The following is a 14,702-nucleotide window of genomic DNA, read 5'->3' as shown; positions in this document are numbered from 1 at the left end:
TTTTATCTCAACATACCTCAGTTGAGTTCAATCGATGTAAGGCATTCTATCATACATAAGACAAAGCTGTTTTCTTAAACGACACCACTTTCTTAGACGACACCTAGGGTACGAAGAAACAGAAAACATGTGCAGTATGACTTCCATTAGCTTAACACTTGGCACGGCAGTATATTGCTTCAATATTGCTATTTACCTAACACTTCTATGTAAATAGCATTACCTAATTGTTGCCCCACATGAGCAGCTCACCATTACAGCCTATACCACAGGATATGGCCCCTTTACTATGAGATAAAAAGCCACTCTTCTTATCCAACCAAATGGTATACTCTCATCCTGCTCTGCCTGTTGCCTCCTAAGATGCAAACCAGGCAACTTCACACACAAATCAATGCCTCAAACGTAGTGTATCAATGTTTGTACCTTTAATTGTAAAAGAGGTACCTTGATTGATGCCAACCTTTTTCTGTCAACATTTGTTAGTTGAAGATATGCTTGGCGTTACACCCTAAGTGTTCGCTAACATTAAAAGCTGGCAAAAACCTGAACTATTGCTGGGTGAAACCCAGCATCTTTGGCATTATAATCGGTTCCCTTATTGAACTTTAGAATTGAGATACTGGCTGACCATGACCCAAGAAGCTAAACGAAACATTCTGGTAACAAGCGCCCTACCTTATGCAAATGGTCCTTTGCATATGGGACATTTAGTGGAATACATTCAAACTGATATTTGGGTCCGTTTTCAAAAAATGCGTGGCCATCAGTGTATTTACGTATGCGCTGATGATGCCCATGGTACGGCTATCAGCCTTCATGCAGAAAAATTGGGTATCACACCCGACGAGCTAGTTAAAAACATCAATGTTGAACGCATCAAAGACTTTGGTGAGTTTGCTATTGAATTCGATAATTACTACTCCACACATTCTGATGAAAATCGCGAGCTTTCTGAAACGATTTACTTAGCATTACGCTCAGCTGGACATATTTCCAAAAAGACCATCAGCCAAGCCTATGACCCTGAAAAGCATATGTTTTTAGCTGATCGCTATATTAAAGGTGAGTGTCCTCGGTGTGGCGCAGCAGACCAATATGGTGATAACTGTGAAGTCTGTAGTGCCACGTATTCACCAGCAGAACTTAAAAACGCAGTATCTACGTTGTCTGGTGCAAAACCCGTAACGAAACAGTCTGAGCACTATTTTTTCAAGCTCAGTGAGTTCACTGACTTTTTACAACAATGGACAACAAGTGGTCGAGTCCAACCTGAAATCGCCAATAAGCTTGCAGAGTGGCTGGATAGTGGCTTACAAGACTGGGATATCTCCCGTGATTCCCCCTACTTTGGTTTTGAGATACCTGAGGCACCGGGTAAATACTTTTATGTTTGGCTGGATGCCCCTATAGGCTATATGGCAAGCTTTAAAAACCTCTGTGACAAGCGTGATGACCTCAATTTTGATGCTTTCTGGGGTCCTGAAAGTCAGGCTGAGGTTTACCATTTCATAGGTAAAGACATTGTCAACTTCCACTGCCTATTCTGGCCCGCAATGTTATCTGGTGCAGGCTATCGCACCCCCACTCAAGTTTGTGTGCATGGCTATCTCACAGTCAACAATGAAAAAATGTCTAAATCCAGAGGCACATTCATCACAGCTCGGACCTATCTGGATCACTTAAACCCATCTTATCTTCGTTACTATTATGCTGCGAAGCTCAACAGTCGTATTGATGATATTGACCTTAATCTAGAAGATTTTTGTCAACGTGTTAATGCTGACCTAGTAGGCAAGGTTGTTAACATTGCTAGCCGCTGTGCCAACTTCATTAAGAAACAAGGTAGTGTACTTTCCAGTGAAAACAGTGAACCTACATTAATTGCAGAGTTTGCAGAGCAAGCTTCTACTATTGCATCGTTATATGAGCAACGTGAGTTTGCCAAAGCTGTTCGTGAGATCATGGCATTGGCGGATAAAGCCAATACCTACATCAATGATCAAGCTCCTTGGGTCTTGGCTAAGCAACCTGGACAGGAACAACAGGTCCTGAATGTTTGTACTGTAGGCATTAATCTGTTTCGACTAATTATGCTGTATTTGAAGCCTATCATTCCTGTTTTGGCTAAAGAAACAGAAGCATTCCTTAATATTGAGCCACTCCAGTGGCAAGATGTTAATAGCGTTTTACTCAATCATTCTATTCAACCATTTAGTGCTATGTTGACTCGTGTTGACCCTAAAAAAGTCAGTGCGATGGTTGATGCATCTAAAGAAAGCCTAGCGCCTAAGCAACAAACCATACCTGCAGATAGTCCACTTAATAAAGAACCGATTCTGGACGAAATCAACTTCGAGGATTTTGCCAAAGTTGACTTGCGCGTAGCCCTGATTGCCAACGCAGAGCATGTTGAGGGGGCAGAAAAGCTGTTAAAGCTGACATTGGATTTAGGTGGACAAAGTCGTACAGTTTTTTCTGGAATAAAGAGTGCTTATAGCCCGGAACAACTGGTTGGCAAACACACCGTTGTTGTCGCTAACCTTAAGCCAAGAAAAATGCGCTTTGGTTTATCGGAAGGCATGGTGCTTTGTGCGGGTCCTGGCGGCAAAGATCTATGGCTAATTCATCCAGACAGCGGTGCTAAACCAGGTATGCGAGTACTCTAGTTACTCAATGTTTAACAGTAATGATATGGGCAGCAAGCTAACCTTAACCCACTAGTGTGTCCATATCATGAGCTTTTGTAATGGAAGGTACTGTTAGCTATAGCAATGCTAATTAAGCTTATAACATATTTGACTTAAAACATATGCTATATCATCTTGTATGGCATAAAAAGCTGGCTGATAATAGTCACTCAGCCATTTAGTGACAACTCCCGTTAAATCACTGCGTTTTATCGCACTTTTTCCAGTAGATGGTATTTTAAGCATGCTTGATTCAGCCAGTGAAATTGCGCTTATTTTAACCAGTGCAATTTTGGTGAATAACTTTGTACTTGTGCAGTTCCTCGGACTCTGCCCATTTATGGGGGTTTCCAATAAACTGGAAACAGCCATGGGTATGTCACTGGCAACCACGTTTGTACTAACCCTGGCTTCAATTACCAGCTATATCACTTATGAGTACATTTTAAAGCCTCTGGACTTAACCTTTTTAAAAACCATTGCCTTTATTCTGGTCATAGCCGTTGTTGTGCAATTTACCGAGATGGTTGTTCGCAAAGCAAGCCCCCTGCTTTATCGTGTTCTGGGTGTGTTTCTACCACTGATTACTTCGAACTGTGCAGTTCTTGGTGTTGCCCTACTTAACAGTAACCGGCTGCACAGCTCACTACTGGACTCTGCTGCTTATGGTTTTGGAGCTGCCGTTGGCTTTTCGCTAGTTTTAGTCATGTTTTCTGCAATGCGTGAACGACTGGCCTTAGCTGATGTACCCCAGCCATTTCGTGGTGCAGCCATAGGTATGATCACCGCAGGTTTAATGTCACTGGCCTTTATGGGCTTTACTGGACTTATCAAGCTTTAATTTGTAGTTAATCACAGGCAGTCACTCATGGAGATTATTGTCTACGCCATACTCGCTCTGCTGACATTGGCATTAATTTTTGGTGCCATACTTGGCTTTGCTTCAGTGCGGTTCAAAGTAGAAGGCGATCCACTCGTTGATCAAATCAATGCGCTGTTGCCACAAACCCAATGTGGTCAGTGTGGCTATCCTGGATGCCGACCTTATGCTGAGGCTATTGCAGATGGTGATGTCATTAATAAATGTCCTCCCGGTGGCGAAAGCACCATTGCCTCACTTGCTGACTTGCTTGATGTCGAGCCTATGCCACTTGATGAAGCTCATGGCGAGGAAAAACCCCGCACAGTGGCATATATAAGGGAAGACGAGTGCATTGGCTGTACCAAATGCATCCAAGCCTGCCCTGTTGATGCCATTCTTGGTGCTGCCAAACAAATGCACACTGTGATTGCTAATGAATGCACTGGCTGCGACCTGTGTGTTGAACCCTGCCCTGTTGATTGTATTGAAATGAGACCCATTGAAGTAACAACAAAAACCTGGTCATGGGAGTTGCCACCCGCCCCCGTAAACTTAATAGCCACTGATGCTGGACGGGGGCATGCTGCATGACACGTAAAACATGGCCTTTAACTGGTGGTATTCATCCTCCCGAAAACAAGCATCAGTCAACGCAGCAACCTATCAAAATTGCTGCACTACCTGATAAAGTCATATTACCTTTAAGCCAGCACATAGGTGCACCCGCCGAGCCTATCGTTGCTGTTGGTGACCATGTGCTAACAGGGCAATGTATTGCTAGAGCGAATGGTTTTGTCAGCGCACCCGTTCATGCTTCAGTCTCAGGCACTGTTACAGCAATAGGCCCAATGCCTATACCTCATGCATCGGGCATGTCTGAACCTTGCATAGAAATCCAAAGTGATGGGCTAGACCAGTGGACTTCATTAAAGACTAATGAAAACTACCCCTCACTTTCTGCAGAAAAACTTCTTGAAATTATCCAACAAGCAGGCATTACAGGTTTGGGTGGTGCAGGTTTTCCTACTGCAGTAAAGCTAGCGGCTCGAGCCGAGTCTGCCATTAAAACCCTCATCATCAATGGTACTGAATGTGAGCCTTACATAACTGCTGATGATATGTTGATGAGAGAGCGAGCAGACCAGATTATTAGTGGTATACAAATCCTCCACGATTTAGTCAAACCTACGGAATGCTTACTTGGAGTAGAAGACAACAAACCAGAAGCCATAGCCGCCTTAAAAAAAGCAGCAGAGAATACGGCTATAGAAATCGTGGTATTTCCAACCAAGTATCCTTCAGGTGGGGAAAAACAGCTTATCCAAATCCTTACAGGTAAAGAAGTGCCCAGTGGTAGTTTACCTGCTGATATTGGCATCCTTTGCCAAAATGTGGGTACTGCAGCCGCTATTCACGATGCGGTTATTCTTGGTAAACCATTAATTTCCAGAATAACCACCATCACAGGAGAAGCACTGCAACAACCAGGTAACTTTGAAGTCAGACTAGGGACGCCTGTTGACTTTCTATTAGAGCAAGCAAGCTTACACTCAGAGCAGCTAGCACGCTTAGTGATGGGAGGCCCAATGATGGGCTTTACCCTGCAGTCCCTAACAGTACCTGTTATTAAAACCACTAACTGCTTAATTGCAGGTACTCAGACCGAACTGCCTCCAGTGCCTCCTGCTCAATCTTGTATTCGCTGTGGTCACTGTGCTGAAGCATGTCCTGTTTCATTACTTCCACAGCAGCTGTTTTGGTTTGCTCAAGGCAAAGAATACGCTCAGCTGCAGCACCATAATTTGTTTGATTGTATCGAGTGTGGTGCTTGTGCCTATGTTTGCCCAAGCCATATTCCTTTGGTGCAATACTATCGAGGCGCAAAAGGTATCATTCGCCAGCAGGAGTTGATGCAACAAAAAGCTGCGCAATCTAAGCAACGCTTCGAAGCCAGACAGGAGCGACTGGCCAAAGAAGCGGCTGCCAAAGAAGCAAAACGAAAAGCAAATGCAGAAAAAGCGGCACGACTCAAAGCCGCAGCTGCAGAAAAAGCTTCAAGTAACGAACAGCCAAAACAAGAAATACAAGCGGCGCTGGAAAGAGCTAAGGCCAAAAAAACACCAAGCAAATCCCGACCACAACTTTCTGCGGAACAGAAAGAGTTAAAAATTCAGCTTGCGATGGTTAGTGCTCAGCTTAAAAAGCTACAGAGGAGCATGGAGCAAAGTGAATCAACACCTGATGCCAAGCAGCAAAAAGATTTAGACCGACTACAACAGCAACAGCAGTCTCTCGAAAAAGCGCTGGCAGAAGCTACATCTAATGAAACAGATCAGGCAAGCTCTTCTTCTGAAAGCTCTGGCTCTAGCAGTTCCTCTGAAGGAGCTAACACGGGTCAAGACCTGAAAGTACTGCAAATTAAACTGGCGCAAGCGAAAGCTGCTCTCAAAAAAGCAGAGCGTGCTTATGCTTCAGCAGCCGAAAAAAATGCAGCAGATCAAGATGCGCTCAAAGCAGATATTACCAATAAACAAGCTGCACTCACTGAAGCAGAGCAAGCACTTGCCAAAGCAAAGCCTTCTGTGGCGGAACAACCCTCACACTCAAAAGAAGCTACAAGTAAGAAGCCTAAAAAACCGCCCTTAGATGAAAAAACCAAGACCCTTAAAATCCAAGTGGCTATGGCAAAAGCACAGCTCCGTAAGCTTAATAAACTAGCTGAACATGCCGATACAGCTCCTTCAAAAGAAGAGGTAGAGGCAGCAGAAAAGGCTTTTTCTGAAGCAGAGACAGCACTTGCTGAACACCAGCAACAAACATCATCTTCACTGGCTGACGTCTAAAGAGGTTATGCTATGACACTCATTCGACAAACCTCTCCACATACGCTTAAGGCCAGCTCAACTCAAGCCATCATGCTTAATGTTTTAATGGCCTTGATTCCCGGACTGTTAGTTAGTGTTTACTTTTTTGGCTGGGGAGTCTTAATCAACTTGGTATGGGCTTCAATTGTTGCAGTAAGCTGTGAAGCTTTGGTGATTAAACTACGCAAGCGGCCTATTCGCTTTTTTCTACAAGACTATACTGCCGTGGTAACGGCTGTACTTCTTGCCCTAGCAATTCCCCCTTCAGCTCCCTGGTGGCTAACACTCATCGGCACAAGCTTTGCCATAATTATTGGCAAACATCTTTATGGTGGAATGGGACAAAACATCTTTAATCCCGCCATGCTTGGCTATGTGTTATTACTCATTTCATTTCCATTAGAAATGAGTGCCTGGCTACCTGCATTAGGGGTTCGTGAAGGTCAAGGGGTCCTGGACTTCATGACCTCAATTCAACTCTTCGCAGGTAGTGTGCCTGTCAACACACTCGATGCAATGACCATGGCAACCCCCTTGGATATCCTACGGGAAAATAACAGCCTGACTCTTGAGGAGCTATGGGCAAGCAACCCGGTTTTTTCTAGCTGGGCCGGCAAGGGTTGGCAGTGGGTCAATTTAGCTTATTTGTTGGGTGGAAGCTGGCTTCTCTATAAACGTGTTTTTACCTGGCATGCACCTGCTGGCATGCTGCTAACAATGGCTATAATGGCTACCTTGTTTTATGGCGGTGAAGGCTCCAACGGGCATGGCTCCCCTCTTTTTCACTGGCTAAGTGGCGCCACCATGTTAGGTGCATTCTTCATTATTACAGACCCAGTAACCTCGGCAGCCAGTAATAAAGGACGCTTCATTTTTGGAACAGGCATTGGGATACTGACGTATATCATTCGCACCTGGGGAGGTTACCCTGATGGTGTAGCCTTTGCAGTATTACTGATGAATATGGCAGCCCCCACCATTGACTACTACACCCAACCTAGAACCTATGGCCACAAAAAGCCTAATCGAGGCTTAGCAAAACTGGATTAACTACCCATGAATGTAATAGGGATTGCCATTACCCGTAACAGCTTACTATTAGGTGTTTTTGCTGCACTGACTGTAGGCGTTATTGCTGTTACCTATGCACTAACCAAAGATCGAATTGCTGACCAAATTCGCGAGGCAGAAGCCAAAGCTTTATATGAGATACTACCTGAAGTAAGTCATGATAATGACTTACTCAAAACAGCTATTAGCATTGCCCCCAATGAAGACCTGGGCAATGAGAAACCTGTCCAAAGCTACGTAGCCTTTCAAAAACAACAGCCATCAGCGATCATTCTGCCTGCAATAGCACCTGATGGTTATAATGGTCGAATTTTATTACTCGTAGGAATCTACGCTGATGGCACGCTTAGTGGTGTACGCGTTATATCTCATAAAGAAACCCCTGGTCTAGGTGATGCGATTGATACCAAAGTATCAGATTGGATTCTTGGTTTTGCTGGAAAATCATTAACAAACCCCAATCAAGATCGATGGGCAGTCAAAAAAGACGGCGGAGATTTTGACCAGTTCACAGGGGCCACCATTACGCCCAGAACGGTGGTTGGTGCTGTTAAGCGCACCTTAAACTACTTTAACAAGCATCAAGACACCCTATTTCAGCAAGGTCTGCAACAACTGAGGACTCATGATGGCGAGTAAACCACTGTCCACTGTCGCGGCTGATGGCTTTTGGAAAAATAACCCAGCCATTGTTCAGTTATTAGGGCTTTGCCCTCTACTTGGTGTATCAAACAGTGTCGTAAATGCATTAGGATTGGGATTGGCAACAACCGTAGTATTAACCTGTTCAAACTTGGTTGTTTCCCTCATTCGAAAACAGGTCACTGATGCCATCCGTTTACCCGCATTTGTCATGATCATTGCCTCATTTACCACTTGCGTTGAACTACTCATGCAAGCCTTTACCTATGAGCTATACCAAATATTAGGTATTTTTATCCCGCTCATTGTTACCAACTGTATTATTCTAGGCCGAGCTGACAGCTTTGCTGCCAAGAATGCGTTAGTGCCATCCATAGTCGATGGATTTACAATGGGGCTGGGCTTTGCATCAATCCTCCTATTACTAGGAGCAATAAGAGAACTAATAGGTCAAGGTACCTTATTCAGTAATATGCATCTCCTGTTGGGTGATGTTGCTCGCAACTGGGAGATAACCGTAATCACTGATTATAAAAAGTTTCTGTTTGCTATTTTGCCTCCTGGAGCCTTTGTATTTATGGGCTTTTTGATTGCACTCAAAAATATCATTGACCAGCATTTAGCTGAGCGTGCTAAACAAAAGTCATCACCCGTTGAAAAAGGTAGCAAACGTGTTAGGGTTACAGGCCAAATAAACTAACACCTGTCATAGCGCAGTTTCATTACCCATGATAGTAAAATGAATAAAGAAAAACGACAGCAGATATTTTCACGGTTGCAGGCCCAAAACCCCAATCCCACAACAGAGTTAAACTACAATTCGCCATTTGAACTGCTGATAGCCGTTATACTCTCAGCACAAGCCACCGATGTGGGTGTCAATAAGGCAACCGTTAAGCTGTTCCCTATCGCCAACACGCCTGAAAAAATATTCACCCTTGGTTTAACAGAACTCAAGTCGTACATTAAAACCATAGGGCTATACAATGCTAAGGCTGAAAATATCATCAAAACCTGCCAAATTCTTATAGAAAAGTATAATTCTGAAGTACCCAACACCCGAGAAGCACTGGAGTCACTCCCTGGAGTAGGGAGAAAAACAGCTAATGTCGTATTAAACACAGCGTTTCGACAATCTACAATGGCTGTTGATACCCATATTTTTCGCGTGTCAAACCGCACAGGTATCGCGCCAGGCAAAAATGTACTCGAAGTTGAAAAGCGTCTGCTTCGTGTTGTTCCCAAAGATTTTTTGCTGGATGCCCATCACTGGTTAATTTTACATGGTCGCTATGTATGCAAAGCACGTAAACCTCAATGCGGCTCCTGTATCATTGAAGACTTATGTGAATATAAAGAGAAAACTATAGCTTAAGCTTGCTTACCCAATACCTTATTTATCCAGCTTCATAATAAAAGAAAGTTAAAACAAACAAACTCTCTGATCAAACCAGTATGAAGGGGACCGCAAAACTTATGTACATATTGTTTGTAATCCCCCTGTATCAATGGGAGCAATAGCTGCTTTATGACAACCACATCCCCCACCTTAGCATTAGCCTGTAACCTTATTGCCCGACCGTCTATCACGCCAGAAGATGCAGACTGTCAAACCCTCCTTATCAGTCGCTTACAACCTTTAGGCTTCCATGTCGAACGTTTGCGCTTTGGTGATGTTGAGAATATCTGGTTACGTAAAGGAAATAGTGGACCTGTTCTTACCTTTGCTGGGCATACGGATGTTGTGCCAACGGGTCCAGAAGATGAATGGCATTCACCTCCCTTCACCCCCACTATTAAAGATGATTACCTGTATGGACGTGGTGCGGCCGATATGAAAGGTAGCTTAGCGGCCATGGTGACAGCTACTGAACGCTTTCTTAACGCCTACCCCAATCATCAAGGATCACTGGCATGGCTAATCACCAGTGATGAAGAAGGTCCTGCCGTCAATGGTACACGCAAAGTGATGGAGTATCTTAGTGATCGCAACGACTACATCGACTGGTGTATTGTTGGTGAACCATCAAGTACTACATATGTAGGCGATGTAATAAAAAATGGTCGTCGAGGCTCATTGACAGGTGAGCTCACCATTCGAGGTATTCAGGGTCATGTGGCTTATCCTCACTTAGTAAAGAACCCTATTCATCTTGCAGCGCCTGCACTTGCAGCCTTATCAACCACCCAGTGGGATAAAGGTAATGACTTCTTTCCTGCTACCAGCTTCCAAATTTCTAACATTCATGCTGGTACTGGTGCTGGTAATGTTGTGCCTGGTGAACTGCAGGTTATGTTTAATTTTCGTTTTTCTACAGAGTCTTCAGCTGAAGAACTTCAAGCCAGAACCCACCATATTTTGCAACAACACCATTTAGACTATCATATCGATTGGACTTTATTTGGCAGCCCTTTTTTAACAGAGCGAGGACATCTCATTGATGCCGCGCAGGCTGCGGTTCATGCCGAAGTAGGTGCACACCCCACATTATCTACTTCAGGTGGTACTTCAGACGGGCGATTCATTGCACCCTATGGTACAGAAGTTATTGAATTGGGACCTTGTAATGACACTATCCATAAAGTAAATGAGTGCACACGTATTTCAGAGCTTGAAACACTCTCCTCAATATACGAACGCATCATGATTAATCTACTGGGTTAACACTCTCTAACAATGCTTTTTAGTTTCTACTACAACCATCCTATTAGCCTGCCTTCAGGCTAATAGGAGCGAATACAAATCAACAAACACTTAACATTAAGTATTTGAACAAGCTCACCAGCATATGCTATACACAAACAACGTTTGGTGTATAACTCATTAACTCTCTTTTCATTATCACAATTCAGTAGATTAAAAGCATTGAGTATAAAGATTAACTGGTGAGTAGCATTGCTAGGTCTATACTACCCGTGTTAGCTTAGGTGCTCTTGACAGGGTTGGATAACTGGTTTTCCCAAGAGAGTAACAACCATGCAATTACCTGATATTGAAATTTATGTAAAAAGCACTACACCAGATCTTATTGAAGACTGGTTAGATGATCGTTTTGATAGCCTTGAGTTACTCAATAAAGAGGGGCGTACACATCAGTATAATGTTGGTTGGCAAGGTATGAATATCCCCGTTATGGTTGTTGTACGAGCTGCCGGTCGAGCCTTTACAAGCATATGGTTTAACTCAGCAGAAACACCTTGGGAAACAGATATTGAATGTGCTCGTGATGCTTTTGAATTTTTTAACACAGAAATACGTTGTAATGGTACATTCTGGCAGGAAGAAGAAGCAGCAGATAATGAATGGTGGCAAATTACCCATCAAGGTGAAGGCGTTATAAGTTGGCAAGAATAAATGAGTTGACACACTCTCCGTTCCGAAATTAATCAAACTTACTTTTTATAATACTGCCTGCCTTTGCATTATGGCTGTTTGTCGTCACATAGCTATTTTCAAGGGCGACATAGAGCCATGGATACGTAACAGCATAATGCTTAAAAACCTCCTGAAGTGCATAGTGCGATGTATATACTTACATACTAGTCTCATTAAGGATTCAGCAGTACTTCAAATCGTTTATGTTAACAGCGACTTCACAGCCTCGGTGACGCTATTTCCCCTTCATAAGCCAGTAAATTTCCCTTAAGCCTCTAATAAATTTTGTTCCACATTTTCAGTAGATTTTTAATAGGTTTACACCAATGAGCACATTACAGTATACAGTCAATAATGTTAACCAGCACCCAATACACTAAAGTGTTTTTTAAAGGCTAACCGCGACTGTATTTGTTAAAGCAAGCATTAGTAACACAATAAGATCCATTAAACTTTAGTCAAAACGCTGTAACTACAAGATATAAAAAGCAATAATAGTGGTATAAACCCAAAAGCAAATGATTGCTTATCTAACAGTAGAAACATACTTATCCAATATGAACAGAATTTCTAAAAACAAAATCAATACTTGATCATCTCTATCTCAAAAAGATGTCTATGCAATAACTATAGTTAAAGGAAGAAACATTTATTTAGCTGTGGTTTTCGTATTAACAAGGGGAAACATTTAGGTATCTGGAAAAAAACAAAAAATGTCGAAGCTATCAATTCAACTCAAATCTCTTCTAAGACGCAGTTTACGAAAACTCTTATTTTTATGGGTTAAAACCAATTACTTAGGAGAGTTACCCTCATTCCCCCCCTTAAAAGAAAGTGATGGCATTTGCTATATTCTAGCTCGCCAGTCATTATTTGATACACTAGTCCTTGAGGAAATTTGTCAGCGACAGGGACTGCCATCACCGGACCAAAAATTCATCGTCACCCATAATCAACTACTACCCAACTGTTTACATTTAATTCAACAGCCCACTATTTGGCGAATCTTCCCCCCCCCAAAACCGTCCGAGCAATTACATCAACTTATTACATTCCTACAACGTCATCCAGAAAAAAGTATTCAACTCATTCCAGTTACGATTTTTTGGGGCCGTTCACCACTTAAAGAACAGTCAGCATTTAAATTACTGTTTACCTATGATTATGCAGTTGGTGGCCGTTTACGCAAATTATTTGCCATATTGGTCCATGGCCGACAGACAATGATTAATTTCAGCACACCTTTAACCACAAGAGAGTTAGTCGATGAGCAACTTTCAACCAGTCGTACTGTGCGCAAATTAGCAAGAATTTTGCGCGTCCACTTTCGTCAATTACGTACTGCTGTTACAGGCCCTGAGCTTTCTCACCGAAAAACATTGGTTAACCAACTACTACATAGTCAACCTGTTAAGCAAGCAATTCTAGATCAAGCTAACGCTACACACGACAATATTAGTCGATTAAAGAGTAAAGCCCATAAATATGCGAATGAAATTGTCTCTGACTTTCGTTATCCTGCAGTACGCTTTTTAGATATTATACTGACCTGGTTTTGGAATAAGCTCTATAATGGCATTCAGGTAAATCACGTTGAACCCATCCAGCAGCTGGCTAAAGATCACGAAATCATTTATGTTCCCTGCCATCGTAGCCATATTGATTATTTACTATTATCTTATGTGCTCTACAAACAAAATTTAAGCCCCCCTCATATTGCTGCAGGAATAAACCTAAACATGCCACTCATTGGAGGTTTACTTCGTCGGGGTGGAGCATTTTTCATGCGTAGAAGTTTTAAAGGAAATAAACTTTATACCACTGTTTTTAATGAGTACCTGCATACTCTACTGACACGGGGTTTTCCTACAGAGTACTTTATTGAAGGTGGTCGTAGCCGAACAGGTCGATTACTGCAGCCTAAAACAGGGATGCTGGCTCTCACACTACAAAGCTATTTAAAAGATCAACGTAAACCTTTTTGTTTTGTACCTGTTTATATTGGCTATGAGCGAGTACTGGAAGGGAATACTTACCTTGGTGAGTTACGTGGAAAAGCGAAAAAAACTGAATCTCCCCTTGATATTTTGCGTATTCTTTCGGCCTTAAAAAAAGAATTTGGTAAAGTATGGGTAAATTTTGGTGAGCCTATTTTGCTTAATCAGTTTTTAGATCAAAAAGAACCTCATTGGCAATCAAATATTGCCTCAGAATCATCTAGTTATACACGACAACCTTGGTTTCGAGACCTTACTCAGCAGCTGGCAAATACTATTAATTACCATATCAATGCTGCGGCAGTTGCTAATCCAGTAAACCTAATTGCGACCGCGTTACTATCCGCCCCCAAACAGGCGATGAGTGAAGAGTCACTAAAAGAGCAGGTAACGTTTTATCGCTGGCTACTAGAAAAGCTACCATACAGCGAACGTATTATATCGACACCCAAAACAGCAACGGAGGCTATTCTATACGTCGAAAAATTAGGTTTTATTCGGCGACAAACTGACTCTCTTGGTGATGTAATTTATGTAGAAGGCAAGCATGCTGTTTTAATGACTTATTATCGTAATAACACGTTACATCTTTTTGCAATACCTTCCCTTATTAGTTGTTTCTTTAATAATAGCTCTCGAATTAAAGAGGCTGACCTTTTACCGATGTGTAACAAAATATATCCTTACTTACGTACAGAGCTTTTTTTACCGTGGCAACCAGATCATTTTAGAAGCCTGCTCAAACAGTGGCTGGATATACTTGTCGACCACTCCATATTGCAACGAGAAAATGGCTGGCTACACAGTCCAAACCCAGAGTCAGTCACCTCAGTTACATTTAACTTTCTTGGTAAAACAATTATACAAACGTTAGAGCGCTTTTATATGGCCCTAAGTTTATTGATTCGAAGTGGTAGTGGTCAAATAAACAGAGATACGCTGGAAAAGCAATGTCATGAACTCGCTCAACGTCTATCCTTTATACAAGGAATAAACGCACCTGAGTTTTTTGATAAATCTCTTTTCAAGAACTTTATAGAATCGCTTCGTCAGCAAGACTTAGTTCAGGCTGATGAACAAAAAAACTTATCATTTACCCATAATATTCATGTCATACTCAATAGTGCTCGTTATGTGCTTCCTAACGAAGCACGACAAGCTATTCAACAATTAGCTACTGAACACCTGAGTAAACAATGA

At 42.4% G+C, this 14,702-nt stretch carries 11 protein-coding genes; all 11 read left to right on the top strand.

What is annotated here, in order from left to right; all coding sequences use genetic code 11:
- The first annotated feature begins 632 nt into the window (after nt 1–632).
- The 11 genes from metG to plsB all read left to right on the top strand — a co-directional run bounded on the left by metG (nt 633) and on the right by plsB (nt 14,702).
- Nucleotides 633–2,669: a methionine--tRNA ligase gene (gene metG / locus KCG35_RS01535; RefSeq protein WP_215817900.1), complete on the top strand. Its 2,037-nt coding sequence runs from the start codon at nt 633–635 to the stop codon at nt 2,667–2,669.
- Between the two features lie 265 nt (nt 2,670–2,934).
- Entirely contained in the window at nt 2,935–3,531 is a 597-nt protein-coding gene (gene rsxA / locus KCG35_RS01530; protein WP_215817958.1) for an electron transport complex subunit RsxA, read from the top strand.
- A 27-nt stretch (nt 3,532–3,558) separates the two neighbouring features.
- The gene (gene rsxB / locus KCG35_RS01525) at nt 3,559–4,143 is read left to right on the top strand and encodes an electron transport complex subunit RsxB (protein WP_215817899.1); all 585 of its coding nucleotides are present in this window, start codon (nt 3,559–3,561) and stop codon (nt 4,141–4,143) included.
- The gene (gene rsxC, locus KCG35_RS01520; protein ID WP_215817898.1) at nt 4,140–6,395 is read left to right on the top strand and encodes an electron transport complex subunit RsxC; all 2,256 of its coding nucleotides are present in this window, start codon (nt 4,140–4,142) and stop codon (nt 6,393–6,395) included. Before rsxB ends, rsxC begins: the two co-directional genes overlap by 4 nt.
- Before the next feature lie 12 nt (nt 6,396–6,407).
- Complete coding sequence (gene rsxD / locus KCG35_RS01515; RefSeq protein WP_215817897.1) at nt 6,408–7,466, top strand: electron transport complex subunit RsxD; 1,059 nt, start codon at nt 6,408–6,410, stop codon at nt 7,464–7,466.
- A 6-nt stretch (nt 7,467–7,472) separates the two neighbouring features.
- Nucleotides 7,473–8,126 (top strand): electron transport complex subunit RsxG, encoded by a 654-nt coding sequence (rsxG, locus tag KCG35_RS01510; protein WP_215817896.1) that lies wholly within the window; start codon nt 7,473–7,475, stop codon nt 8,124–8,126.
- Nucleotides 8,116–8,829 carry an electron transport complex subunit E gene (locus KCG35_RS01505; RefSeq protein WP_215817957.1) on the top strand — a complete coding sequence of 238 codons (714 nt, stop codon included), beginning with the start codon at nt 8,116–8,118 and terminating at the stop codon, nt 8,827–8,829. Before rsxG ends, KCG35_RS01505 begins: the two co-directional genes overlap by 11 nt.
- A gap of 39 nt (nt 8,830–8,868) precedes the next feature.
- Nucleotides 8,869–9,504 carry an endonuclease III gene (nth, locus tag KCG35_RS01500; RefSeq protein WP_215817895.1) on the top strand — a complete coding sequence of 212 codons (636 nt, stop codon included), beginning with the start codon at nt 8,869–8,871 and terminating at the stop codon, nt 9,502–9,504.
- A gap of 153 nt (nt 9,505–9,657) precedes the next feature.
- Complete coding sequence (gene dapE / locus KCG35_RS01495) at nt 9,658–10,794, top strand: succinyl-diaminopimelate desuccinylase (protein ID WP_215817894.1); 1,137 nt, start codon at nt 9,658–9,660, stop codon at nt 10,792–10,794.
- A gap of 312 nt (nt 10,795–11,106) precedes the next feature.
- Nucleotides 11,107–11,484, top strand: a complete 378-nt coding sequence (locus tag KCG35_RS01490; RefSeq protein WP_215817893.1) for a hypothetical protein — start codon at nt 11,107–11,109, stop codon at nt 11,482–11,484.
- Nucleotides 11,485–12,218: 734 nt separating this feature from the next.
- Nucleotides 12,219–14,702, top strand: coding sequence for a glycerol-3-phosphate 1-O-acyltransferase PlsB (gene plsB / locus KCG35_RS01485; RefSeq protein WP_215817892.1), 2,484 nt, complete (start codon nt 12,219–12,221; stop codon nt 14,700–14,702).

The sequence above is a fragment of the Zooshikella harenae genome (assembly GCF_018837975.1).
Taxonomy (GTDB): Bacteria; Pseudomonadota; Gammaproteobacteria; order Pseudomonadales; family Zooshikellaceae; genus Zooshikella; species Zooshikella harenae.
This window is presented reverse-complemented; position numbering and strand designations above follow the sequence as displayed.